This is a genomic window from Peptostreptococcus anaerobius VPI 4330 = DSM 2949, assembly GCF_000381525.1.
Lineage (GTDB): Bacteria > Bacillota > Clostridia > Peptostreptococcales > Peptostreptococcaceae > Peptostreptococcus > Peptostreptococcus anaerobius.
Genome location: NZ_KB906623.1, coordinates 1 through 23,813, shown reverse-complemented (window position 1 = coordinate 23,813; position 23,813 = coordinate 1). Strand labels below are relative to the sequence as shown.

General features: G+C 37.0%; 26 protein-coding genes and 1 pseudogene. 25 read left to right on the top strand and 2 right to left on the bottom strand.

Features of this window, described 5'->3' with window-relative positions; genetic code table 11:
* Positions 1 to 7 precede the first annotated feature (7 nt).
* The 25 genes from cobS to F823_RS11420 all read left to right on the top strand — a co-directional run bounded on the left by cobS (position 8) and on the right by F823_RS11420 (position 22,185).
* Positions 8 to 823, top strand: a complete 816-nt coding sequence (cobS, locus tag F823_RS0106455) for an adenosylcobinamide-GDP ribazoletransferase (protein ID WP_002846171.1) — start codon at positions 8 to 10, stop codon at positions 821 to 823.
* Positions 824 to 849: 26 nt separating this feature from the next.
* Positions 850 to 1,491, top strand: coding sequence for a histidine phosphatase family protein (locus F823_RS0106450; protein WP_002846172.1), 642 nt, complete (start codon positions 850 to 852; stop codon positions 1,489 to 1,491).
* Positions 1,491 to 2,456, top strand: a complete 966-nt coding sequence (locus F823_RS10545; RefSeq protein ID WP_002846176.1) for a cobyric acid synthase — start codon at positions 1,491 to 1,493, stop codon at positions 2,454 to 2,456. Before F823_RS0106450 ends, F823_RS10545 begins: the two co-directional genes overlap by 1 nt.
* Before the next feature lie 3 nt (positions 2,457 to 2,459).
* A complete protein-coding gene (locus F823_RS0106440) occupies positions 2,460 to 3,833 on the top strand; it encodes a cobyrinic acid a,c-diamide synthase CobB (RefSeq protein WP_002846177.1) in 1,374 nt (457 codons plus the stop codon).
* A 4-nt stretch (positions 3,834 to 3,837) separates the two neighbouring features.
* Positions 3,838 to 4,815 (top strand): adenosylcobinamide-phosphate synthase CbiB, encoded by a 978-nt coding sequence (gene cbiB / locus F823_RS0106435; protein WP_002846178.1) that lies wholly within the window; start codon positions 3,838 to 3,840, stop codon positions 4,813 to 4,815.
* A 147-nt stretch (positions 4,816 to 4,962) separates the two neighbouring features.
* Positions 4,963 to 6,108: a pyridoxal phosphate-dependent aminotransferase gene (locus F823_RS0106430; RefSeq protein ID WP_002846179.1), complete on the top strand. Its 1,146-nt coding sequence runs from the start codon at positions 4,963 to 4,965 to the stop codon at positions 6,106 to 6,108.
* A 9-nt stretch (positions 6,109 to 6,117) separates the two neighbouring features.
* A complete protein-coding gene (locus tag F823_RS0106425; RefSeq protein WP_002846180.1) occupies positions 6,118 to 6,759 on the top strand; it encodes a cobalt-precorrin-8 methylmutase in 642 nt (213 codons plus the stop codon).
* A gap of 8 nt (positions 6,760 to 6,767) precedes the next feature.
* Complete coding sequence (cbiD, locus tag F823_RS0106420) at positions 6,768 to 7,940, top strand: cobalt-precorrin-5B (C(1))-methyltransferase CbiD (RefSeq protein WP_019595506.1); 1,173 nt, start codon at positions 6,768 to 6,770, stop codon at positions 7,938 to 7,940.
* Positions 7,937 to 8,569: a precorrin-6y C5,15-methyltransferase (decarboxylating) subunit CbiE gene (gene cbiE / locus F823_RS0106415; RefSeq protein ID WP_002846182.1), complete on the top strand. Its 633-nt coding sequence runs from the start codon at positions 7,937 to 7,939 to the stop codon at positions 8,567 to 8,569. The genes cbiD and cbiE overlap by 4 nt, the downstream gene beginning before the upstream one ends.
* 65 nt (positions 8,570 to 8,634) lie before the next feature.
* Positions 8,635 to 9,207 carry a precorrin-6Y C5,15-methyltransferase (decarboxylating) subunit CbiT gene (gene cbiT / locus F823_RS0106410; protein ID WP_004167205.1) on the top strand — a complete coding sequence of 191 codons (573 nt, stop codon included), beginning with the start codon at positions 8,635 to 8,637 and terminating at the stop codon, positions 9,205 to 9,207.
* Positions 9,208 to 9,360: 153 nt separating this feature from the next.
* Positions 9,361 to 10,134 (top strand): cobalt-precorrin-4 methyltransferase, encoded by a 774-nt coding sequence (locus tag F823_RS0106405; RefSeq protein ID WP_002846184.1) that lies wholly within the window; start codon positions 9,361 to 9,363, stop codon positions 10,132 to 10,134.
* Complete coding sequence (locus F823_RS0106400) at positions 10,115 to 11,362, top strand: cobalt-precorrin 5A hydrolase (protein WP_019595505.1); 1,248 nt, start codon at positions 10,115 to 10,117, stop codon at positions 11,360 to 11,362. The genes F823_RS0106405 and F823_RS0106400 overlap by 20 nt, the downstream gene beginning before the upstream one ends.
* Positions 11,359 to 12,084 (top strand): precorrin-3B C(17)-methyltransferase, encoded by a 726-nt coding sequence (gene cobJ / locus F823_RS0106395; protein WP_002846187.1) that lies wholly within the window; start codon positions 11,359 to 11,361, stop codon positions 12,082 to 12,084. The genes F823_RS0106400 and cobJ overlap by 4 nt, the downstream gene beginning before the upstream one ends.
* Positions 12,081 to 12,845 carry a precorrin-6A reductase gene (gene cobK / locus F823_RS0106390; RefSeq protein ID WP_002846189.1) on the top strand — a complete coding sequence of 255 codons (765 nt, stop codon included), beginning with the start codon at positions 12,081 to 12,083 and terminating at the stop codon, positions 12,843 to 12,845. Before cobJ ends, cobK begins: the two co-directional genes overlap by 4 nt.
* 51 nt (positions 12,846 to 12,896) lie before the next feature.
* Positions 12,897 to 13,688 (top strand): sirohydrochlorin cobaltochelatase, encoded by a 792-nt coding sequence (locus F823_RS11350; protein ID WP_002846190.1) that lies wholly within the window; start codon positions 12,897 to 12,899, stop codon positions 13,686 to 13,688.
* A gap of 3 nt (positions 13,689 to 13,691) precedes the next feature.
* A complete protein-coding gene (locus tag F823_RS11345; protein WP_002846191.1) occupies positions 13,692 to 14,399 on the top strand; it encodes a cobalt-factor II C(20)-methyltransferase in 708 nt (235 codons plus the stop codon).
* A gap of 13 nt (positions 14,400 to 14,412) precedes the next feature.
* Positions 14,413 to 14,871 (top strand): flavodoxin domain-containing protein, encoded by a 459-nt coding sequence (locus F823_RS0106375; RefSeq protein ID WP_004167189.1) that lies wholly within the window; start codon positions 14,413 to 14,415, stop codon positions 14,869 to 14,871.
* 89 nt (positions 14,872 to 14,960) lie between these two features.
* Positions 14,961 to 15,899, top strand: coding sequence for a metal ABC transporter solute-binding protein, Zn/Mn family (locus F823_RS0106370; RefSeq protein ID WP_002846195.1), 939 nt, complete (start codon positions 14,961 to 14,963; stop codon positions 15,897 to 15,899).
* A gap of 173 nt (positions 15,900 to 16,072) precedes the next feature.
* Positions 16,073 to 16,813, top strand: coding sequence for a metal ABC transporter ATP-binding protein (locus F823_RS0106365; protein ID WP_002846196.1), 741 nt, complete (start codon positions 16,073 to 16,075; stop codon positions 16,811 to 16,813).
* A complete protein-coding gene (locus tag F823_RS0106360; RefSeq protein ID WP_002846197.1) occupies positions 16,814 to 17,686 on the top strand; it encodes a metal ABC transporter permease in 873 nt (290 codons plus the stop codon).
* On the top strand, positions 17,686 to 18,792 hold the full coding sequence (locus F823_RS0106355; protein WP_002846198.1) for a metal ABC transporter permease: 1,107 nt from the start codon (positions 17,686 to 17,688) through the stop codon (positions 18,790 to 18,792). Before F823_RS0106360 ends, F823_RS0106355 begins: the two co-directional genes overlap by 1 nt.
* Positions 18,793 to 19,033: 241 nt before the next feature.
* Positions 19,034 to 20,038: an anaerobic sulfite reductase subunit AsrA gene (gene asrA / locus F823_RS0106350; RefSeq protein ID WP_002846200.1), complete on the top strand. Its 1,005-nt coding sequence runs from the start codon at positions 19,034 to 19,036 to the stop codon at positions 20,036 to 20,038.
* Positions 20,039 to 20,053: 15 nt separating this feature from the next.
* Positions 20,054 to 20,854 carry an anaerobic sulfite reductase subunit AsrB gene (gene asrB / locus F823_RS0106345; RefSeq protein WP_002846202.1) on the top strand — a complete coding sequence of 267 codons (801 nt, stop codon included), beginning with the start codon at positions 20,054 to 20,056 and terminating at the stop codon, positions 20,852 to 20,854.
* An 11-nt stretch (positions 20,855 to 20,865) separates the two neighbouring features.
* The gene (gene asrC, locus F823_RS0106340) at positions 20,866 to 21,840 is read left to right on the top strand and encodes a sulfite reductase subunit C (RefSeq protein WP_002846204.1); all 975 of its coding nucleotides are present in this window, start codon (positions 20,866 to 20,868) and stop codon (positions 21,838 to 21,840) included.
* Positions 21,841 to 22,053: 213 nt separating this feature from the next.
* Positions 22,054 to 22,185, top strand: a complete 132-nt coding sequence (locus tag F823_RS11420) for a hypothetical protein (RefSeq protein WP_276324257.1) — start codon at positions 22,054 to 22,056, stop codon at positions 22,183 to 22,185.
* Positions 22,186 to 22,250: 65 nt separating this feature from the next.
* Here F823_RS11420 and F823_RS0106335 read toward each other — a convergent pair whose 3' ends face one another.
* Entirely contained in the window at positions 22,251 to 23,387 is a 1,137-nt protein-coding gene (locus F823_RS0106335; protein ID WP_002845862.1) for a hypothetical protein, read from the bottom strand.
* 216 nt (positions 23,388 to 23,603) lie between these two features.
* Positions 23,604 to 23,813: pseudogene (locus tag F823_RS11165) on the bottom strand (hypothetical protein); the annotation flags it as partial.

Sequence of the window (23,813 nt, the reverse complement as noted above, 5' to 3'; positions counted from 1 at the left end):
TGGTTAAGTGAAGATTAGAGAATTATTAGACCTTGAAAGATTTATAAATATACTCCAGTTTTTAACTAGGATAAGTATAAAAAAGGATTCAAAGTTTGATCCAGATCTTGGCAAGGGAATTGTGTTTTTCCCCCTAGTAGGTCTTGTTATAGGGCTGATTCTAGGTCTTGTTTATTACATATTGAGACTTGTACCTGCATTTTATAATAATAGTCTTGTTACAGGGGTCTTGCTAGTCCTAGTTGAGGTTGTACTTACAGGAGGACTTCACCTAGATGGACTTGCAGATACCTTTGATGGGATATTTTCCTATAGGAGTAAGGACCAGATTCTTGAGATAATGAAGGACTCTAGGATGGGGACCAATGCTAGTATTTCCTTGATACTACTCATAGTATTAAAGGTATGTATGCTTGCTAGTTTTATTGACAAGGACATGGCATGGCCTATAGTATTAATGCCTGTACTTGGAAGATTCCTAGGTCTTTTACTTACATACAGGACTAGGCCTGCCAGGGAAAATGGAATGGGAAATGTATTTATAGGAAAGTGCGATAGGACTAGTCTTATAGTTTCTATAGTTTTTGTAGGTCTATTAGAGATTTTGGCTCTTGGATTGACAGGCACTAGTATATTTGGATTAAACCAGATGATATCTATTATTTTGGTTTTATTGTCCCTATTTATCACTTGTATATTGGCTTATCTGATCAAGCATGGAGTATACAAGAAGATTGGTGGGCTGACAGGTGATATATTAGGTTGTGGTATAGAAGTGGGTGAGATGATTTTTATAGCCTATATTTTTATACTGGTAGGCTAGTTGACTAGCTAGAATGAGAGGTTGATATGAAGAATTTGTACTTGGTAAGGCATGGCAATACCGTAGACAATATAAATTTTAGGTACTCAGGCTTTAGTGACTGTGACCTAAGTGATGTTGGAAGACAACAGGCTAGGCAGTTAAATGCCTACCTGAAAAATATAGATATAGATAGGATCTACACGTCTACCCTAAAGAGGACAGGGCAGACTGTGGATGAGGTATCGAGGTATTTGGGCCTTGAAATGCTAGGGCTTGATGACCTAAGAGAGATGAACTTTGGTAAATTTGATGGCAAGACCTTTGAAGAGATAAAAAGTGAATACCCTGAAGATTTCAAAAGAATGATGACTGGAGATGTTATGTATACCTTCCCAGATGGTGAAAATATTGAGATGGCCTATGAGAGAAATGCTAGGGGCATAGATCATATTATAAAAGAGTGTAATGAAGTAGATAATGTACTTGTATGTGTTCATATGGGGACTATTAGGAATATACTCTCTCACTTAATTGCTAAAAATCCTAGTCTTCATTGGCATTTTAAGGTGGAAAATGCATCCATAACCAAGATTGAATTTATTGATGGATTTCCTGTTATGTCCATGATGGGGCATATACCCTATGACAAGTCTCTTATTAGACCTATGATGAAGAGGGTGGACTAATGGCTTGTATAATGTTTCAGGGGACGGCATCCAATGTGGGAAAGAGTATGATAGCAACTGGTATTTGTAGGATTATCTCGGATGATGGCTATAGGGTTGCTCCATTTAAGTCACAGAATATGTCAAGAAATTCATCCTTTGATAGGTACGGTGGCGAGATGGGCATAGCTCAAGTTGCTCAGGCTAGGGCTGCTAGGATAGAGCCACTTGCATCCATGAACCCAATTTTACTAAAACCTAGCGACAATCATATGACAGACCTTATATTTAATGGAAAATACATAAGGTCGCTAAGGGCAAGAGAGTATATGAAGATAAAAAAGGACCTAAGACCAGGTCTTGAAGCTATATACAAGGACCTAGAATCATCTGTGGATATAGTTGTCCTAGAAGGAGCAGGTAGTCCTGTTGAGATAAATATAAACCAGATTGACCTATCAAATATGGAGATGGCCAAGATAGCAGATTCACCGGTTATCTTGGTGGCAGACATAGATAGGGGCGGCGTATTTGCTTCCATTGTGGGTACCCTAGAGCTTATGACCAAGTCTGATAGGTCAAGGGTGAAGGGGGTTATAATCAACAAGTTCAGGGGCGACGAGGACTCTTTTCAAGATGGTATAAGGATGCTCGAGGATATAATAAAGATACCTGTCTTGGGACTTGTGCCATATGCAGATATTTATATAGATGAAGAAGATGGGGCTAGTGGAAAATCTAGGGACAATGTGGATAGGTTTATCAGTTCTCTAGAGAAGTCTCTAGGTGATGGTAGCAACCACATAATATCTAGGATAAAAGCAGAGAATGAATTTAGGCTATCACAAGGATTGGATATCATGAATGATAGTGAATTAGGTAAATTTGTAAGAGAGTGCGAATACGACAGACTAGCCAAATTACTAAGAGATAAGCTTGATATTAGGGCTATCTATAATATAATTTTTAGACGAGAAAAGGTGTAACTTATGAAAAAAATACTAATAGCAGGCACCCATAGTGGTGTTGGTAAGACCACGGTCAGTCTTGGACTGATGAAGGCCCTAACCGATAGGGGTAAAAAAGTTCAGCCATTTAAGGTGGGACCTGATTATATAGATCCAAACTATCACAAGTACGTTACAGGTATACATTCTAGGAATTTGGATGCCTATATGCTAGATGAAGAGCAGATTAAGTATATATTTTTAAGGGCAGCAAACCAGAAGGATATCTCAATAATAGAGGGCGTTATGGGCCTATATGACGGAGTTGGCTCAGATATCAACAAGTGTTCTACATCGGCAATGGCCAAGGTCCTTAAGTGTCCAGTCATACTAGTTATAGATGCAAAGGCTACAGGAGCATCTGCAGCTGCAACTGTTTTGGGCTACAAGCATATGGACAAGTCTGTAGACATAGTTGGTGTTATAGTCAACAATATCAAGAATCCCAACCACTATAAACTGATAAAGGCGGCTATAGAAAAATATTGCGCTATTGAAGTATTGGGTTATCTACCTCCTAATGATGACGTGGTCATGTCATCTAGGCACCTAGGTCTAGTCCAGTGTCAAGAGGACAAGGACCTATCTCAAAAAGTAGATAAGATGGCTCAACTTATTGAAAAATATGTAGATGTAGACAGGATATTGGAGCTTGCTGAGAGTGAATCTATAACTTCTTCATTTGAAATGACAATGTTCCTAGATGACCCCGAAGTCAAAAATCTTGCTATAGGTAAGAAAATAGGTATAGCCTATGACGAGGCCTTCAATTTCTACTATCAGGACAACCTAGACCTACTAAGGGATATAGGGGCAGAGCTTGTATTTTTCTCTCCTATTAGAGACGAGAAATTGCCTGAGATTGACCTTTTGTATATAGGTGGAGGCTATCCGGAGATATATGCCCAAGAGCTTGAATCTAACAATACTATGCTCGATAGTATAAGGGAATTTTATGAAGCTAATAAACCAATATATGCTGAGTGCGGTGGACTTATGTACCTAGGCAAGTACCTTATAAATAAAGAGGGCAATAAGCATCAAATGGTAGGTATACTTGATGGATATAGCCAGATGACACAGGGCTTAAAGAGATTTGGTTATTGTCTTGCCACAGCAAAGAAGGATAATCTTATTTCATACAAGGGTCAACAATTACGAGGTCATGAATTCCATTATTCAGAATTTATATCTGATATGGAGACCATATTCGATATGAAAAAGACTACTTCTAGTTCTGTAATGGTCTGGTCAGGTGGTTATTCATCTAAAAATGTTCTGGCTTCCTACCTACATGTCCATTTTTACAACAACCTAAGTATAGTTTGCTACCTTTTGAGCAATACAGAGGGTTAGGCCTATGGGTGTTGTTTCAGTAGTAGTTTTTGTAGCATTCATTGTAGATCTTGTAATAGGTGATCCAGAGGGGTTTCCTCACCCGGTTATATATATGGGCAGACTGATAAAGTATCTCGAAAGACTGGTCAGGTTGAGGTTTAAGTCTTTGAAGATGGGGGGGCTTGCAATTTGGCTAGTCCTTGTTGGTATAACATACTCAATGAGTATATTTATAAGCAATATATTTGGACTTATATTAGGACCAATGGGGGCATGGGCCTTGTGGGGCTTTTTATTGGACACTGGCATATCAATTATACTTATGGCTACCTGCCTGTCTACAAGGTGTCTTGCCCTTGAGGCCAAAAAAGTATACAAGAAGCTTATTGAGGGTGATATAAAAGAAACCAGATTACAGCTTTCCTATATTGTAGGAAGGGACACTTCAAGTCTGAGTGAGAGCGAGATAATCAGGGCGACAGTTGAGACGGTAGCCGAAAATACAGTAGATGGAACTATTTCGCCAATATTTTTTGCCATGCTTGGTGGAGTTCCCCTAGCGATGGTTTATAAGGCGGTAAATACCATGGATTCTATGTTGGGCTACAAGAATGAAAAGTATATAAACATAGGCAGGTATCCAGCAATATTGGATGATGTATTTAATTTTATACCTGCTAGGCTATCCCTACTATTTTTTACAGTAGCTAGTGCCATATGTGGTTATGATTGGAGAAAGTGCCTAGAAATAGGATATAGGGACAGGAAAAATCACAAGAGTCCTAACTGTGCATATTCAGAAGGAGCAGTAGCTGGAGCCCTGTGCATACAATTAGGTGGTACTAATGTGTATTTTGGACAAGAGGTATACAAGCCAACTATAGGAGACAAGACTAGGGACCTTCAGGCTGAGGATATACTATCTTCAATAAAGCTACTATATGTTACAAGTATAGTAAGTCTTTTGGCCTTGCTTGTCTTTAGAGCGATTGTGTTCTAGTTATAATATATATGTTTTATAGGAATATAAAATTAGAAATAAGTAATTGGAAAGAAATAGAAATGATGGAATAAAGGAATATAAATAGATATAAATAAGAAGTGAATATAAATAAGAATAAAAATAAAGAATAAGAGGAGTAGACAAATGAGTCATGGTGCTGATACAGAAAATATAAAAAGACAATTCAATATTGGTTCTGACCTGATTGACTATAGCTCAAACATCAATCCTGTCACTCCAATGGCCCTAAAAGAAGCTATAATAGATAGTATAGATTCTATAGGAGCCTATCCAGATATAGACTATGTGGACCTTAGAGATAAGATAGCCAGATCAATAAATAGGCAATATATGAGGTCTTGTGATATCTTAGGTTCAGGATTTGATGACTCGATTTTAGATAATCAGAGACTATTGTCTAGGGATAATATATGTGTTGGCAATGGTGCCAGTGAGCTTATCAGCCTTATTTTTAGGTTGGATATTTTCGACAAGGTGAGGGTTCTATCTCCCCTATATTCAGAACATATAAGGTCGAGTAGGATAGGTGGCAAGGGACCTATTATCTCCCCTATGAAGGATATTTATGGTTCGGATGATAAAGTATACCTGTCCTTTGAAGATATGGACCTAGCAAGAGACCCTAGGGAGGCTATAGTAGTATGCAATCCAGGAGCTCCGGATGCTAGGTTGAGAAATCTAGATTTTTTAGTGGACCACTGTAGGACTTATGGCAAGTACCTAATAATAGATGAGTCATTTATGGATTTTTGTGAGGGTTATTCTTACAATAGTGGTTTTAAGTATGACTATGACAAGATTATTATTATCAAGTCACTTACAAAAATATATGGTATGCCCGGTCTTAGGCTAGGCTATATGATGGCGAGGGATGAGTCAATAGTAGAAAAAGTAAGGTCTATCCAAGAACCATGGTCTGTAAATTCTCTTGCCCAGGCGGGGGCTATGGCAGTGCTAGAAGACCTAGATTTCTTAGAAAAAACAAGAAAATCATACAAAAAAGAAAGAGAATACCTAATGGATGAGTTATCAAGGATGTCGGCTATAGACATACATAAAAGTGATACAGCCTATATCCTGTGTAGCTTGAATGATAGGTCAAAATATGATACAGCCCACGATTTAAAAATGGATATGGTAAGGGAAAAATCCATACTTATCAGGGATGCATCATCTTTTGAGGGACTGACACCTAGGCATTTTAGGTTGGCGATTAAGTCACACGATCTAAACGAGGTCTTGGTGGATTCTCTAAGACAAATATTGTAGGAGGTCGAGATGGAATATATTAAGGACCCAAGTTTAATTGAAAACAAGAGCTTTGAGATAATTCAAGGCATAATAGATGAGACTAGGCCAGACTATAGGTTTAGGTCTAAAATTGAAGAGATGATAATAAAAAGGGCCATACATACTACGGCTGACTTTGACTATTTAGATATACTCAAGATCAGTGACAAGGCTGTAGAAAATATAGTCAATGCCCTAAAAAACAAGGCTACTATCTATACGGATACGACTATGGGCCTTAGTGGAATCAACAAGAGGCTACTAGACTCTATGGAATGCGGGTATGAGTGCCTTATATCTGATGAGAGGACTGTAAGGCTTGCCAAGGAAAAGGGGATAACTAGGTCTATGGCGGCGGTTGAGATAGCTGGTCAGGACAAGAATGACAAGATATTTATTTTTGGAAATGCACCTACAGCCATATATAGGGCAATAGAACTGGATGAGGAAAACAAGCTGGGGGCTTCGGCAGTTATAGGTGTAGTAGTTGGCTTTGTTGGAGCAGAGGATTCCAAGGAAAAACTCATGGAATCAGACCTTGAATATATAGTATCAAGAGGTCGTAAGGGAGGTAGCAACCTAGCTGCAGCCATAATAAATGCAATACTATACTATTATTTTAGGGACTAGGTGGACCTATGGAAGAGTATGTATATGTAGAAGGTAAAAAGTACAGGAGGGGCTATACAACGGGATCTTCTGCAGCAGCTGCTACAAAGGCTGCTATGTGGATGTTTGTGACCAAGTCCTATATAGAAGACAGGGTAAAAATTCACACTCCCAAGGGAATAGACCTCTTTATAGATATAGAAAATCAGAAAATAGGTCAAGATTATTGCCAGTGTTCTGTCAAAAAAGATGGTGGTGACGATATTGATGCAACCCATATGATAGACATATATTCTAGGGTTGAAATTGTAGATAGAAATGAGGATATAGGACCAGAATCTATTACTGGCAAGGACTATATAAGGATTAGGGGCGGACAAGGAGTAGGCCTAGTGACCAAGCCAGGCCTTAGTCTAGAAGTTGGAAGACCAGCTATCAATCCGGTTCCAATAGATATGATAGTAGGATCTATTCTAGAAGTGATGTCAGATGCTGATATAGACATAGCTAGTTATCTTGCTGGAAGGTCTATACTAGTGACCATATCTGTGCCAGATGGACAGGAAGTAGCTAAAAATACCTTCAACAAAAACCTAGGAATCCTTGGAGGAATATCAATAATAGGGACAAGCGGCATAGTTGAGCCTATGAGTGATGAGGGGTGGAAAAAATCCCTGTCAGCAGATTTGTCTATCAAAAAGGCCCAAGGCTACAAACAAGTGGTCCTAGTGCCGGGGAATATAGGCTACAATACCATGGTCAAGCACTTTGAAGTAAATGAAGATATGGTAGTCAAGATGAGTAATTTTATAGGTTATATGCTGATGGAAGCTAGGAGGTTGGACTTTGAAAAGGTCATACTAGCAGGGCATATAGGTAAATTAATCAAACTAGCTGGTGGAATATTCAATTCCCACAGTAGGATTGCAGATGCCAGAAACGAGATAATGATAGCAAACCTAGCTATGATGGGGGCTGACAAAGACCTCTTAGACAGGATTGATGGATGTCTTGCAACAGATGCCATGCTACCTATTATCAAGGAGGCTGGATACCAAGATGTGTTTGATATATTGGCACAAAAGGCAGCCAAAAGGGCCTACAAATACCTTAGGCAAGATGGCATGGAGGTTGAGGTATATATGTTTGATATGGATTCCAACCTACTTGCCAAGGCAAGCTTTGGAGGAGTTGAGATATGATAAGAGTTCTTGGAATAGGACCGTCAGAGAGTCATTTTATGACTAAGAGGGTATTCGATAAGATCAAAAATTCAGATATTATAATAGGTGGAAAAAGAAATATAGATATGGTCCTAGGTGAGATGGATATATCTGGCAAGGATATCTACTTTATAAGTAAGGACCTAGACCATATGAAATCCTATATAGATGACAATATAGATAAGGATATATGTATTCTTGCATCAGGTGACCCCCTAGTGTATGGGATAGGCTCCTATATACTTAGAAATTTTGAAAGGGAATCACTTGACCTAGAGCCAGGTATTAGCTCTATCCAGTACGCTTTTTCGAGGTTTGGCCTAGATATGAACGACCTATATATCACGAGTTGCCATGGAAGAGACCTGGATATGGAATTTTTGCTGGTGCATGACAAGGTGGCCATGGTAACTGACAGGAAGTATGGCCCAATAGAACTAGCTAGGGACCTATATAATATGCAGGGAAATTATATGATGTATATAGGAAATAGGCTAGGATATAAGGACGAAGTATTGATTGAAGCTAGTCCTCAACTAGTTAAGAATATAGATGTAGAATTTGACCTAGCAGTTGTCATATTGATGAGGAAGGCTGGAAAAATATAAATTATCAGTTGTTATATTGATGAGGAAGGCTAGAAAAATATAAATTATAAGCAGGTAATGTTATTATGAAAAATAGTGAATTTATAAGGACCAAGGTCCCTATAACAAAGGAAGAAGTAAGGGCTATAAGCCTACAAAAACTAGACCTAGCAAGAAAGAAGTATCTTTTGGACATAGGTACAGGGTCGGGTTCTATATCTGTAGAGGCTGGCTTAAACTACCCAGACCTAAGGATATTGGCAGTTGACAAAAATCCAGACGCAATTAGTCTTACTAGGGCTAATATAGAAAAGTTTGGTCTAGAAAATATCAGCCTTATAGGTGCAGACCTACCAAATGAAAGTCATAAGCTAGATGGGTGTAGTCCTAGCAAATTTGATTCAGTATTTGTAGGTGGGGCGAGTGCTAGAATAGAGGACCTAGTATTGTGGCTTAGAGGTAGGATTGAAGATGGTGGAACACTAGTGGCCAACTTTATCCTAATCGAGAGCATGACGAGGTACATAGAATCTATAAAAGAAGCTGGTTTTGATGATATAGAGGTTATACAGGTGTCTGTTTCTAGGATGGAAAAACTCGGCAGTGGCAATTACTTTAAACCCAATAACCCTATATTTGTCGTTACTGCAAAAAGGTAAAAATAGGCTCGGACAATATGGTTTGAAATATTTGGTTTTAATGATTTAGGAAAGGTAATTTCACTGGTTAAGAAAAGTAGTTTCGCTGATTTAGAAAAGTGGTTTTGCTGATTTAGGAAAGTGGTTTTGCTGATTTAGGAGAGGTTGATTAATATGGAAAAGATATATTTTGTAGGTGCTGGTCCAGGAGACAAGGAACTCATTACCTTAAAGGGATACAAGTTGCTACAAGGGGCGGATATAGTTATATATGCAGGATCCTTAGTCAACAGGGAACTGCTTGACTATTGTAAAGAGGGGGTAGTCCTACATGATAGCGCATATATGACCCTAGAAGAAATAATTGGAGTAATGGGAGAGGGAGCTAGGGCTGATAAGCTTGTTGTCAGGCTCCAAACAGGTGATATATCCATATATGGATCTATCAGGGAGCAGGCAGAGGAACTCAAAAAACTTGGTATAGACTACGAGTCTGTAGCCGGAGTTAGTTCATTTTTGGGGGCAGCTGCAAGCCTTGGCATTGAGTACACAGTTCCAGAGATTTCCCAGAGCCTGATAATTACGAGGATAGGTGGAAGGACACCAGTTCCTACGAGGGAGGACCTTAGGTCTTTTGCCTACCACCAAACATCTATGGCTATATTCTTGTCTGTGAATAGGATTGAAGAAGTAGTTGAAGAATTGATAGGTGGAGGATATAAGAAAGACACACCTGTTGCTATAGTCTACAAGGCTACATGGGATGATGAAATGACTGTAATGGGGTCTTTAGAGGACATTAGTCAAAAGGTAAAAGATGCAGGTATCAAGAAGACCGCCCTTATTTTGGTAGGGGATTTCTTGGGAGATAAATACAACTATTCTATGCTCTATTCAAAATATTTCAGCCATGAATACAGGAAGGCAAGTGATCAAATTGACGAATAGGACTAGAGATTTGATGGATAGGCCCATGGATAGGACTATGGACTTGATGAATAGGACCAGAGACTTGGGAGATAGGACAAGAGATATATTGTCTAGGGCTAGATATAAAAATGAAAAACTTGCCTATATATATCTTACTGATAGGTCAAGGTCCTTGGCCCAAGACTTGATTAAGTTTACAAGTGATAGGAATTTGGATTCTGAGCTCCTATATTTTAAAGACTTTAAGAAAAGTATAGACAGGTACTTTAATGATTTTGATTATCTAGTATTTATTATGGCGAGTGGTATAGCGATTAGGACAATCGCTCCTTTTATAAGGGATAAGTTTACCGATCCAGCTGTTATTGTAATGGACGAGCTGGGGATAAATGTCATCAGCATCCTAGGTGGACATATGGGAGGTGCAAATGAAATGACTGCCTATATAGCAAATAAAATTGGGGGCAACCCAGTGATAACAACAGCCACGGATATAAATGACAAGGGTGCCTTTGACCTACTTGTTAAAAAACTAGGTGCAAATGTGGATAATATAAGAGAATTGTCACTTAAATACAACTCTAGTATATTAAAGGGTCAGGGACCCTATATATATATTGATCCAGACCTTAGAGACCTAGTGATTGGTATTGATGGTTGGGAAAAGTCTATTAGAGGTTTTAAAAATATAGATGATAGAGTGATAGATTTGAATTATGAGATTAATAATAATAGCCAAGATGAATCTAAGACTAATTATGGTATAATAGTAATAAGCGACAAGCTAGATATAAATAAGACTGAGTTTGCCTATTTGTTTGATATACAAGATAGCAAGTGTGAGATAATAAGACTAGTTCCAAGGATCAATGTTCTAGGTATAGGCTGTAGGAAAAATACTGCTAGCCAAGTTCTAGATATGGCTATAAATACCTACTTGGAAGGGCAAAATATAGATGTGAAGTCTATAGATATGGTAGGCTCCATTGATTTAAAAAGGCATGAAAGGGCTATACTGGATTTTTGTGACAAAGAATCTGTAAAAAGTGAGTTTTTTGCCAGTGACCAACTAGTCGATTATGAAGACCTATATGAGAGGTCGGATTTTGTAAAAAAAGTTACGGGAGTGTCTTCAGTAGCTGAACCCTCATGCCACATACTGTGCGAGGGCAACCTGATAGGCAAAAAATATAAGAAAGATGGAATAACCCTTTCTTTGGGAAGGTATAAGAGGTGGAATAGATGATATATGTTGTGGGAATTGGTCCTGGGAAAAAAGACCATATGACACTAGAGGCTATTGAAGTGATAGAAAGGTGCGATATAATAGTAGGATACAAGACCTACATAGACTTAATAAGAGACCTGGTAGCTGATAAGATAGTAGTAGAAAATGGTATGAGACAGGAGATAGACAGGTCAAGGGCAGCCTTAGATCTGTCTAAAAAGGGTCATATAGTAGCTATGATCAGTGGAGGAGACTCTGGCGTATACGGGATGGCAGGCCTAGTATATGAACTTAACACAAAGGAAGAATGGGGACAGGAAATAAGGATTGTCCAGGGTGTAACCTCTAGTATATCTGCTGCGGCAGAACTTGGTGCTCCACTTATGAATGACTTTTGCCATATCAGCCTTAGTGATTTGATGACTCCCATGGACCACATACTCAAGAGACTTGAACTAGCTGCCCAGGGTGATTTTGTAATATGCTTATACAATCCGAAGAGCAAGGGCAGACCAGACCACCTAAGAAGAGCATTCGAGGTTATGGCTAGGTACAAGTCTAGTCATACACCAGTCGGTATTGTAAAGAATGCAGGAAGAGACAATATGGAAAAATATGTTATGACATTTGAAAATATGGACTACGATATATGCGATATGTCCACAATGGTCATAATTGGAAATAAGGAATCATACATTGAAAATGATAGTATAATAACACCGAGGGGGTACAGGATATGATACTAGTATTAGGAGGAACTTCAGATAGTTTAAAAATATGCGATAGACTATATGAGATAGGTATCAGCGATTTTGTATTGTCTGTAGTTACTGAGTTTGGAAGAGACCTAGCAGAGTCTCGTGCCAAAGACATCATAAATGGAAAGATGGACAAGGATGGTATGGTGGACTATATCATTAAAAATGAAGTTAGGCAGGTAATAGATGCAACCCACCCATATGCTGTTGAGGTATCGAGAAATGCCATGGATGCCTGTGAAGAGACAGATATAAAATACATAAGATTTGAGAGAAAGTCCTTGCTTGGTGAAATTAAATACCAGGGAGAATACATAGTTGATACAATAGAAGAGGCCTGTGCCATGATTCTTGGCAACGACCAGTGGGAGAATGTATTTATAGCCACAGGTAGTAAGAACCTTGGAACCTATGTAAAACTCTTAAAGTCTAAGTCTTTGGTTGCAAGAGTCCTTCCTACAAGTGAAGTCATAAGAAATTGCGAGGCCATGGGTCTAAATGCTGACAACTTACTGGCTATCAAGGGACCCTTCAGCAAGGATATAAATGTAGCCATGCTCAAGCATGCAGAGGTAGATGTAGTTATTACCAAGGAGAGTGGATTTGCTGGTGGTTTTATGGACAAGATTGCTGCTTGTGAAGAACTAGGCATACCTATTATAATAATAAAGAGAAAGACAATAGACTATCAGAGAGTAGTACACGATATATCAGAGATAGAAGAAAGTATAATTTTTGGATAATAATTAATAAATAGTAATTGATAATATAAAGTATAGATTTAGGAGGGATTTATGGCAAACAAAAAGGCTTTACTGGTTGTCAGTTTTGGTACTTCATATGCCGACACTAGAAAACTTACAATAGAGGCATGTGAAGACAAGATAAGACAAGAGTTCAAGGACCATGATTTTTTTAGGGCATGGACTTCTAGAAAGATAATAAAGAAATTAAAGGAAAAAGAAAATACCATAATTAAATTCCCTGATGAGGTCATGGAAGAGATATACCAGGCTGGCTATGATGAAGTATTGGTTCAATCGCTGCATATTATAAATGGTGAAGAATTTGATAAGATCAAGGATATATGCAGGTACTACAAGGACAAGTTCGACAAAATAGTGCTTGGCAGACCACTTCTTTCAAGTCCTAAGGATTATGATGAAGTAACAGACATAATAGAAAAAATGGCTAGGGAAAACCTAGGAGACAATCCAGAAGATGGCGAAGTCCTTGTACTTATGGGGCATGGCACAGAGCATGTTGCCCATGCATCATATGCGGGTCTTGAATACAGGATCAAGGTAAAGGGACTGCCTGTATATGTTGGAACTGTTGAGGGTTACCCTGATGTAGATACTGTAATTGACCAGTTAAAAAAAGATGGTATACACAAGGTCCATCTCAGACCATTTCTTTTGGTTGCAGGCGTCCATGCCAAAAAAGATATGGCAGGAGATTCTGAAGACTCTTGGAAGACCAAGTTTACAAGGGCTGGATTTGATGTTGTAATCCATCTTGAGAGTCTAGGCCAGATGGAAGAGGTTCAGGATATGTTCCTTAGAAACTTGAAAGAGGAGATATAGGTCATGGGCAAATTATACGGCATAGGAGTTGGTTCCGGTGATAGTGATCTACTGACTATCAGGGCTGTTAGAACACTTGAAAAATTGGATGTCCTATATACACCACAGGCGAAAAAAGGTGGAGAAAGTACAGCCATGGGCATAGTGAGTGACTACTTAAGAGAAGACTTAATCGTAAAAGAAAGACATTTTCCAATGAACTACAATGATGATGAGAAGATTGAGGCTTGGGATATGATTTCAAGAGAAATTGAAATAGATGTCAAAGAAGGATTACATGTAGGTTTTATAACCCTAGGAGATCCTATGGTGTATTCTACCTATGTATACCTTTTGGAGAGGTTGATTAACAAGATAGAGATTGAGACTATACCTGGTATTAGTTCATTTATCAACATATCTTCTAGCAACAATTTTCCTCTTGTCATGGACAGGGAGTCTTTGGCTGTAGTTTCATGTACAGATGAATTTGACAGGCTCTCTTACTATGTTGATGATTTTGATTGTTTGGTACTTATGAAGGTATATAAGAATTTTAAAGATGTAGTAGACTTGATTGTAAAAAAGGGATTGAGTAAAAATGCAATCATGGTATCTAATTCATCTATGGAAAATGAGATTGTATACGAAGATATAAGTGAAGTTTTAAAGTTTGAGAAGGTTCCATATTTTAGTACAATATTGATAAATAAGAAATGGAAAAGAAAATAGGGGAGGTAACTAGATGAAGACCTTAATAGTATATTTTTCCAACCATCATTTAAATACACTTAAATTGGTTGAATTTTTGGATGGAGAAGTTGAGTTCGACAAATTAGAGTTAAGAGAGAATAGAGATGTATCAGAATTAGAATTGGATATAGACCAGTATGACAGGGTTATATTTGCTTCAGGTGTCTATTATGGAAAGCTTGCTAAGGAAATATACGATTTTGCTAGGTTATACAAGGATTCTTTGGCAAATAAAGACGTGGTAACAATAGCTACTGCTGGACTAGAATCAGTTGACTACATAAAGGACTTTGAAGAAGAAATCAGCAAATTGGGAATAAAGCTCAAGGGCAAGTTCCAGTGCAGGGGATATTGTACATATGGTCCTCTTAAGTTGATTGGAGGTTTTAGTATAAGCCACCCTGACAAAGAAGATTTTGATAAGCTACTAGAGTTTTATAGAAATTTATAGCGAATGATAATTATTATCAAAAAACTATTTACAAAACAATTGATAACTGATATCATATACCTAAAGAATTTATTATAAAGGAGAAGGGTATGATTAAAAAAGTATTTTCGGTATTTTCATTAGTAGTTTTGATGACTGCATTGGCATTTACGACAGCTTGTTCTAAGAAGGAAGCAAGTAGTGCAGGTTCGGATAAGAAGAATGTAGTAGTGACAACTTCATTTTTGGCAGATATGGTAGAACAGATAGCAGGTGATTCTGTAAATATAGATATGATAATTCCAGCGGGGGAAGATCCACATTTATATGTAGCTAAACCTGATGATCTAACTAAGATTCAAAAATCTGACTTGCTACTATACCACGGTATACATTTTGAAGGTAAGATGGTTGAAGCCCTAGAGAAGAAGGGTACAGCTGTTACAAAGAACTTCAAGGATGATGAAATTGGTGTTATGGAAGAAGATGGCAAGAAGATAAAGGACCCTCATTTCTGGTTTAATATAGACCTTTACAAGAAGGCAGTAGATGTAGCCAATGAAGAACTAGGTAAGTTGGTTCCAGAAAAGAAGGATGAGTACTCAAAGAAGGCAGAGGCATATAAGGCTGAACTTGACAAGTTAAACGAGGAAAACAAGAAGTTATTGAGCGAGATTCCTAAGGAAAATAGGTATCTAGTAACACCACATGATGCGTTTAACTATTTCTCAAGAGCATATAAAATAGAGGTAGTTGCTCCACAGGGAGTAAGCACTGACTCCGAGCTTGCCAACAAGGATATAGATAAGACTGCCCAGTTTATAGTGGACCACAAGATCAAGGCTATATTTGCTGAATCTACCACAAATCCTGAAAGAATGAATAAGCTAAAGGAAATTGTAAAATCAAAAGGATTTGATGTAAAGGTGGTTTCAGGTGAAGACAAGGAGCTATTCTCTGACTCACTGGCACCAAAGGGAAGCAAGGGAGATACATTTATAGATATGTACAGACACAATGTTCAACTAATGAATGAGAACCTAAAGTAATAAACAAAAACTGAAGGTAGTTTAAGCCTACTTATATATACTCAGTTTGGTCATGTACTACTAAGTTAAATTTAAGATAGTTTTAAGCTACTAAAGACTAAAGGCAAAAAAGTTAAATAAGAATTATTAAGGGGGTCTTTTTTGAGCCCCCTATTTTTTATAGGAGGAAGTGCATGATAAAAAATAAAAGATTTAGATTGGAAAATCCTGTCATCAGGGTAGAAGACATGACAATGGCTTATGATGATACACCAGTAATTTGGGATGTTGATGTAGACTTTGTCCAGGGGATTAGGACGGCTATAATAGGTCCAAATGGTGCTGGTAAGTCAACCCTACTTAAAGGCATACTTGGTCTAATGTGTCCACTTACTGGCAAGGTTGAGTTTTGGGGAAAGGAATATTCTCAGGTGAGGCAGAGGGTTGCCTATGTACCACAGACAGAGACAGTCAACTGGAACTTTCCAATATCCGTATTAGATGTAGTCATGATGGGTAAATTTGGTCAGATGGGCCTATTTTCAAGGCAGGGCAAAAAAGAAAGGGAAGAAGCCCTATCAGCCCTAAGACATATGAAGATGGAGGAGTATGCAAACAGGCATATAGCTGACTTGTCAGGTGGACAAAAGCAGAGGGTATTTATAGCTAGAGCCATAAACCAGGATGCGGACATTTATATTATGGACGAGCCCCTTGCTGGTGTAGACAAGAATACAGAGAAAATCATAATGGAGAAGTTTGAAGAATTTAAGGCGGAGGGTAAGACTGTTATAGCGGTCCACCACGATATGAATACTCTGCTAGACTATTTTGATAATGTGGTAGTTGTTGACAAAACTATAAAGGCTCAAGGAAATTGTAGTGAGATATTTAAGGATATCAGTCCTCTTGAGTGGATGGCGAGGAGGAAGTAGATGGAGATACTAAGATCGTATACATTTCAGTTAATTTCTATAGGTACTCTATTCTTGGCAGTGGCTTCTGCTATAGTAGGGTCACTAAACCTATATAAGGGACAATCTCTGATAGGAGATGCTATAGGCCACTCTTCTTTTCCGGGTATAGTGCTCATATTTATGGTATTTCAAACGAGAAATCCAAATATGCTATTTGTAGGAGCAGTTCTTGCTGGCGCCCTTAGTTATTTTTTGATTCAGGTCGCAAAGAGAAATTCAAAGGTTAGCCTAGATGCTTGTTTGGCAATATTTTTGTCCGGATTTTTTGGACTTGGTATGGTACTCAAGTCGATTATACAGGGAAATCCCAAGTACCAAGCTGCATCACAGTCAGGATTAGGCAACTATATATTTGGTCAAGCGGCATATATGATGGAAAAAGATATAAAATTGATAGTTGTGGTGTCAATAATAGTTGTAGCTACATTTATATTGTTTTACAAGCAGTTGGTTGTATTCACATTTGATACTGAGTTTTCAAAGACTATAGGTCTTAACACAAGATTGATAGAAGGGGTTCTATTATTTATGACAATAGGTCTCGTTGGTATAGGACTAAAGGCTGTCGGTTCAATATTGATAAGTTCTTTTTTGATACTTCCTTGTGTTGCAGCCAACCAGTGGTCTAAAAAGTTTTCGAGGGTTCTTGTAGTTGCTTCTCTTGTGGGAGGCCTATCTGCAATACTTGGTACTTATTTTTCATCTATCTACAGTGGATTGAGTACAGGACCGACTATTATACTATCAATGGGTAGTATAACTATATTTTCTATGCTGTTTGGCCCATATGGAACTATCAGCAAATCAATAAAATTAAGGAGGACAAGATAATGCTAGGATCACAGGCAGTATTACTAATAACATCTATAAGCTGTAGTTTGCTAGGGGTATTTTTGGTCCTAAGAAACCTTTCTATGATAGCTGATGCCATATCCCACTCTGTACTTTTGGGAATAGTACTAGCATTTTTTATCACTAAGGACTTGGAGTCTCCATTTTTGATTATAAGTGCTGGTGTATTTGGAGTAATTACAGTGGCCTTTATAGAGTTGGTCGGAAGGTCCAAGAGGGTTGACAGGAGTGATGCTATAGGTGTTGTATTCCCTATGTTCTTCTCCTTGGCTGTCATACTTATATCTAGGTATGCTAGAAATGCCCATATAGATACAGACGTTGTTTTGATGGGTGAGGTTATATTTGCATCACTAAATTCTGTAAATATAGGGGGCCTATATATTCCGATAAGCTTTTTAAGGATGGGTGTTACCCTTATACTAAATCTAGGATTTATAGTGGCATTTTACAGGTATTTGAAGACAAGTAGTTTTGATGAAGAATATGCAAAATTGATAGGTATGCCTATAGGCTTGATTTTCTATAGTTTTATGACACTTACATCCATAACTGCTGTTGCGGCCTTCGATGCTGTAGGTTCAATATTGGTCCTATCCTTTTTTATAGCACCTGCTGCCACAGCCTACCTGATATCCAAGGACCTAAAGAAGATGCTGGTACTTTCTTGTGTATTTGCAAGTATCACATGCCTAATAGGTAGTTATATATCCATTCAGATAAATGCATCAATGACTGGTATGTGTGCAGTTGTTGGTATGGTTTTATTTATGCTAGTCCTTTTGGTAAATAAGAACGGTATTGTATCAAGGGTCATAAATAGAAATAACCTCAAGGTCAAGGTAAGAAAGGATATGTTTATCGTTCATGTCGGAAACCATATTATAGATGGAAGTAGTAATGAAGAAAATAGGGTAGATACTATCAAGGAACACCTGGTTTGGTCTGATGAGGAATTGGACATTGTTACTGACAAGCTTAGAAAAGATGGTCTAGTCGAGGCTGTAGATGGCATCTATGACTTGACTACGATAGGGCACGAGAGATATGAATATCTTGTAGAGCTATATGGACTGGATAGCTAGGTTTATCCAAGACTAGTGCTAGTATATTGATAGCTATGTTGACCTAAGATTAGTAGGGGTATATTCATATCTATCTTTATCCAAGATTAACACCTGTACATTTTTTTAATATATATTTGAAACTGTGATTTATATCACAGTTTTTTTATTGACAAAATGATAACATTATATTATCAATTAGGATATCAATTGCAAAAATATGAGGCATATTTAAATACTGTTATTCAAAGGGGGTAATCGCATGAAGCTAGAGTTGAGTCATGAGTCGTTTGACCAGGGACTAGAGATATTGAGCAAGAAGTACAGGATATTTGCTCCAAAGAGATTTGCTAAGAGGGGGACTTTTTCAGACACTGACCTAATAAAGTATTCAATTGTAAATAAGTTCGAAGATATGGTTTGGGATGAAAAGTCAAATTTTTCGCCGAAGGAGACTATACTACCTATAAATGAGATATTATTTTACTTTACAGAAGGTGAGTTCAAGGAGTCTACTATAGATGATAGACAGAGCCTTGTATTTTTGAGGGCCTGTGACCTAAATGCAGTCAAGAGGGTAGACCAGATATACCTAGAAAATGGTGAAGAACCAGACTACTACTATAAGAGACATAGGGACAAGGTCAAATTTGTATTGGTTGGATGTCAGGAGTCGTTTAGAAATTGTTTCTGTGTAAGCATGGATTCAAACAAGGCAGATAAGTATGATATGGGAATGAATATAAGGGATGGAAAGATATTCTTAGATATAAGGGACGAAGACCTAAATGTATTTGATGGATGTCAGACTGACTTTGAAGTGGATTATGTTAGGGAGAATAAGTTCTCTATTGATGTGCCTGAAAATGTAGACTTTACATACCTACAGGGTCATGAGATGTGGGATGAATACGATGCAAGATGTATAGCCTGTGGTAGGTGCAATTTTACCTGTCCAACTTGTACTTGTTTTTCTATGCAGGATATCTTCTACAAGGAAAACCCAAATGCAGGAGAGAGAAGAAGGGTCTGGGCATCATGTCAGGTTGATGGCTATACTAGCATAGCTGGTGGTCATGCATTTAGAAACAAGCACGGTCAGAGGATGAGATTTAAGACTATGCATAAGATGCACGATTTCAAGGAGAGATTTGGATATAATATGTGCGTTGGGTGTGGTAGATGTGATGATGCCTGTCCACAGTATATATCATTCTCAGAAGCAATAGAAAAAGTAAACAAGGCTATGAAAGAAAAAGACTTATAGGATTAGGAGGATATTATGTGCAATTGTAGCAACCCATATATACCAGTAGCGTGTGAAATACTAGAAATAACTAAACATACAGACAAGGAATGGACTTTTAGGACTAAGACCGATACGTCAAAGGTAAAGCCAGGTCAGTTCTATGAGATATCTCTACCAAAATACGGTGAGTCACCTATATCAGTATCGGGAATAGGTGAGAACTATGTAGACTTTACTATTAGAAATGTGGGTAAGGTAACAGGTGTCCTATTTGGCTATGAGCCAGGCGACAAGTTGCTTTTAAGAGGACCATATGGAAATGGATTTGATATAAATGAATACAAGGGAAGAGACCTAGTTATAGTTGCAGGTGGTTCAGCCCTAGCTCCAGTAAGGGGTATAGTAGAGTATGTATACGGTCATAAGGAAGAATTTAAGTCATTCAAGCTGATAGTAGGATTTAAGTCGCCAGCAGATGTATTATTTGCCAAAGACCTTGAAAGATGGGCAGAGAAACTAGACATCCTAGTGACAGTTGATGGGGCAGATGAGGGATATACAGGAAATGTAGGTCTTGTAACTAAGTATATACCAGAATTAAATATAGATGTAAACCAGGCTTCAGCAGTGGTTGTAGGTCCACCAATGATGATGAAGTTCTCTGTTGGAGAATTCCTAAAGTTAAATATGGACGAAAAAAATATTTGGGTTTCATATGAAAGAAGAATGCACTGCGGTATAGGTAAGTGCGGTCACTGTAAGATGGATTCAACATATGTCTGTCTTGATGGACCGGTATTTAGCTATGATTTTGCAAAGACATTAGTGGACTAGGAGGAAGAGCTATGATTAGAGATTTAAATACAAAAAAAGTAATGAAAAATGCTTTTAGAATCACAAAACATAAGTATATGACATCTCTTAGAGTGAGGGTTCCAGGTGGACTAATTGACCCAGAGAGTTTGATCACAGTATCTCAGATATCTTCAAAGTATGGTGATGGTCAGATACATGTAACTACAAGACAGGGATTTGAAATTCTTGGAATAAAGATGGAGGATATGCCTCAGGTTAATGAGATGATCCAGCCAGTTATAGAAAAGCTAGACATCAACCAGAGCCAGAGAAACAAGGGTTATGATGCAGCAGGTACTAGAAATATATCTGCCTGCGTGGGTAACAAGGTCTGTCCAAAGGCCCAGTACAATACTACTCAGTTTGCCAAGAGGATAGAAAAGTCTATATTCCCACACGACCTACATTTTAAGGTAGCCCTTACAGGTTGTCCAAACGACTGTATAAAGGCTAGGATGCACGACTTTGGTATAATTGGTACTTGCCTGCCAGAGTATGACATGAACAGGTGTGTAACTTGTATGGCCTGTGTCAACAAGTGTAAAAACTATTCAGTAGGTGCTCTAAAGTGTGAAAACAACAAGATCGTTAGGGACGAGGAAAAATGTATCGGTTGTGGTGAATGTGTCCTAAATTGTCCGATGGGTGCTTGGACAAGAAGTCCTAAGAAGTACTACAAGTTGATGATCATGGGAAGGACAGGTAAGAAAAATCCAAGATTGGCTGAAGACTGGCTAAGGTGGGTTGATGAAGACTCCATAGTGAAAATCATAGAAAATACTTATGACTATGTAAAAGAATATATAGATCCAAAGGCTCCAGGTGGTAAAGAGCATATAGGATATATAGTTGATAGGACAGGATTTCAAGAATTTAGAAAGTGGGCACTTAAAGATGTATACCTACCAGATGAGTGTATAGAAAGTAAGAATATATACTGGACAGGACCCGTATACAACAGATAGAGCAGTAATCCTTATTTAAATATGTTATACTATAAAAGTATTTAATATATTTAAAAGTAATTTTCAATGTACTAAAAAGGAAGACTAGGAAAAAATACCTGGCCTTCCTTTTTTGAGTATGACGGGCATGCCGTCAGTCTGTGGTGAAAGTCCACGTAGGGCGTAGTTGCCGACGAACCTTATAGCAACTTGCAAGGTTATCACCGTGAGGTGATGGCGAGACAATCTGTAGGATTTGCAGACCATTATCAGGCGGAAGTCAAAACAACAGGACTTCGCAAGATAACAAAAGAAATCCTCGCAAAGCGAGGACTCATTAGTTGTTTAGATTATTACATGAATTGAACCGCGGAGTGCCGAACGGCACGCTCCGTGGTGTGAGAGGGAGGAGAAAGTCCTCCCTACTCGATTTAAATTTTTTGTACTATAATATCGATATATTGATGATTTATCATTTTAAAATTATAAAATTCTAATATTTTAATACTTAACCAGTATTCAAGTATTTTTGTTATAGTATCTCTAATACTTTTTTTTGATTGATTGCTATCAACTTTAAAATCAAAATATATGGTATCAAAATTTAACTTTATAAATTTACTATCATTAAGTAATATTTTGTGTATTAAGTATTCCCTTAAAGAAAGATTTCGTTTTGTCATAGATATAGGCATATCAATAATATTAAAATCAAATTTATAATATAAATCTAAATCAGTAGCTAATCTATATAAAAAAGAATCTCTTAAAATTAAAAAACTAGATTCATCTATTTCTGTTAAATAAAGTAATTGTTCTTTATATATTTGATTTGTTAACTTATAATCTAAAATAATATTTATGTTTCTTAGCTTTGAAATAGATTTTTTAATATCACTAACTTGCTTATTAGTAACAATATTTGAACAATTTGTACTTATATACTTAAACAAAGAAGTATAATTAAATCTGAAGATATTATTTGTATAGAAATCATTAATAGATCTCAATATAAGCAAATCAAATATATCAATATTAAAATCAAAGATACTATCATTAAACTCTTTAGTTATGAATAATAAATTTAAATTATGGTTGATTTTATAACTCTTATATAAATAAATATATGGATAGTCATTTGAAAATTGAAGAGTATTTAAGTTTATTCTACTGACAGGTTTTTTGAAATTAAACATTTTAGCTTTTATTGTTTTATGTTCTTTTAACATAAAAATTAATTTAACTATACTTTTTCTCCAATATTCATGAGATTTTATTATAGTAGAAAGTGAAACTACAGCTCTAGTATATTCAGGAAATGAAGATATAATTTTATTGATTGTATTATTAATATTAACATCGATAGAATTTATTTCTAGTAAAAAATTATTCAACTCTTTAAGAAAGTTAGATATAAAATCCGGATTATTGTTAGAAATATCTATATCTATTAATTTTTCTAACAATATAGCTCTTTTACATAATAGAGGATCCATAACTTGATTATTAGTTATTTGGATATTGATATTAAGTTCATTACTTAAAAAAAACTTTAAATCACTGCTCATTTTCGAAATTCCTCTCTCTATCAATATTATATAAATTATACAATTTTATTTAATAATTGTAAATAGTTTGGTTGTATAATGACAGTGTCAAGTTCTTAGTTGTCAATACATATGTTACACTTACGAGAAAGTTTTTCAAAATACTTGCTATTTTATCGAAAATTATAAATGGATAAGTCAAGGAGTAAAGCTTTGCGTACCTTGACTTAGTTCATTTTAATTTTCACAATAGCAGGCTGTATTTTTGAAATACTCTTCTACAACTTCATTTGGACTTTTAAATTTTAAACTTGTTTTTGCCGTACTATTATATCTTCTTTCATGCTTTGCCACCTGATTTATCAGATCTTTTTCGCTAGTAAATACTTTTCGATTATATAAAATCTTACCATCTTCCCTGTGACTTCTTTCTACTTTTCCATTTTG

Excerpts from the sequence above, each read along its gene's own strand:
- F823_RS0106450 (WP_002846172.1), top strand. The coding sequence starts at position 850 with ATGAAGAATTTGTACTTGGTAAGGCATGGCAATACCGTAGACAATATA.
- F823_RS10545 (WP_002846176.1), top strand. The coding sequence starts at position 1,491 with ATGGCTTGTATAATGTTTCAGGGGACGGCATCCAATGTGGGAAAGAGT.
- F823_RS0106440 (WP_002846177.1), top strand. The coding sequence starts at position 2,460 with ATGAAAAAAATACTAATAGCAGGCACCCATAGTGGTGTTGGTAAGACC.
- cbiB (WP_002846178.1), top strand. The coding sequence starts at position 3,838 with ATGGGTGTTGTTTCAGTAGTAGTTTTTGTAGCATTCATTGTAGATCTT.
- F823_RS0106430 (WP_002846179.1), top strand. The coding sequence starts at position 4,963 with ATGAGTCATGGTGCTGATACAGAAAATATAAAAAGACAATTCAATATT.
- F823_RS0106425 (WP_002846180.1), top strand. The coding sequence starts at position 6,118 with ATGGAATATATTAAGGACCCAAGTTTAATTGAAAACAAGAGCTTTGAG.
- cbiD (WP_019595506.1), top strand. The coding sequence starts at position 6,768 with ATGGAAGAGTATGTATATGTAGAAGGTAAAAAGTACAGGAGGGGCTAT.
- cbiE (WP_002846182.1), top strand. The coding sequence starts at position 7,937 with ATGATAAGAGTTCTTGGAATAGGACCGTCAGAGAGTCATTTTATGACT.
- cbiT (WP_004167205.1), top strand. The coding sequence starts at position 8,635 with ATGAAAAATAGTGAATTTATAAGGACCAAGGTCCCTATAACAAAGGAA.
- F823_RS0106405 (WP_002846184.1), top strand. The coding sequence starts at position 9,361 with ATGGAAAAGATATATTTTGTAGGTGCTGGTCCAGGAGACAAGGAACTC.
- cobJ (WP_002846187.1), top strand. The coding sequence starts at position 11,359 with ATGATATATGTTGTGGGAATTGGTCCTGGGAAAAAAGACCATATGACA.
- cobK (WP_002846189.1), top strand. The coding sequence starts at position 12,081 with ATGATACTAGTATTAGGAGGAACTTCAGATAGTTTAAAAATATGCGAT.
- F823_RS11350 (WP_002846190.1), top strand. The coding sequence starts at position 12,897 with ATGGCAAACAAAAAGGCTTTACTGGTTGTCAGTTTTGGTACTTCATAT.
- F823_RS11345 (WP_002846191.1), top strand. The coding sequence starts at position 13,692 with ATGGGCAAATTATACGGCATAGGAGTTGGTTCCGGTGATAGTGATCTA.
- F823_RS0106375 (WP_004167189.1), top strand. The coding sequence starts at position 14,413 with ATGAAGACCTTAATAGTATATTTTTCCAACCATCATTTAAATACACTT.
- F823_RS0106370 (WP_002846195.1), top strand. The coding sequence starts at position 14,961 with ATGATTAAAAAAGTATTTTCGGTATTTTCATTAGTAGTTTTGATGACT.
- F823_RS0106365 (WP_002846196.1), top strand. The coding sequence starts at position 16,073 with ATGATAAAAAATAAAAGATTTAGATTGGAAAATCCTGTCATCAGGGTA.
- F823_RS0106360 (WP_002846197.1), top strand. The coding sequence starts at position 16,814 with ATGGAGATACTAAGATCGTATACATTTCAGTTAATTTCTATAGGTACT.
- F823_RS0106355 (WP_002846198.1), top strand. The coding sequence starts at position 17,686 with ATGCTAGGATCACAGGCAGTATTACTAATAACATCTATAAGCTGTAGT.
- asrA (WP_002846200.1), top strand. The coding sequence starts at position 19,034 with ATGAAGCTAGAGTTGAGTCATGAGTCGTTTGACCAGGGACTAGAGATA.
- asrB (WP_002846202.1), top strand. The coding sequence starts at position 20,054 with ATGTGCAATTGTAGCAACCCATATATACCAGTAGCGTGTGAAATACTA.
- asrC (WP_002846204.1), top strand. The coding sequence starts at position 20,866 with ATGATTAGAGATTTAAATACAAAAAAAGTAATGAAAAATGCTTTTAGA.
- F823_RS11420 (WP_276324257.1), top strand. The coding sequence starts at position 22,054 with ATGGCGAGACAATCTGTAGGATTTGCAGACCATTATCAGGCGGAAGTC.
- F823_RS0106335 (WP_002845862.1), bottom strand. The coding sequence starts at position 23,387 with ATGAGCAGTGATTTAAAGTTTTTTTTAAGTAATGAACTTAATATCAAT.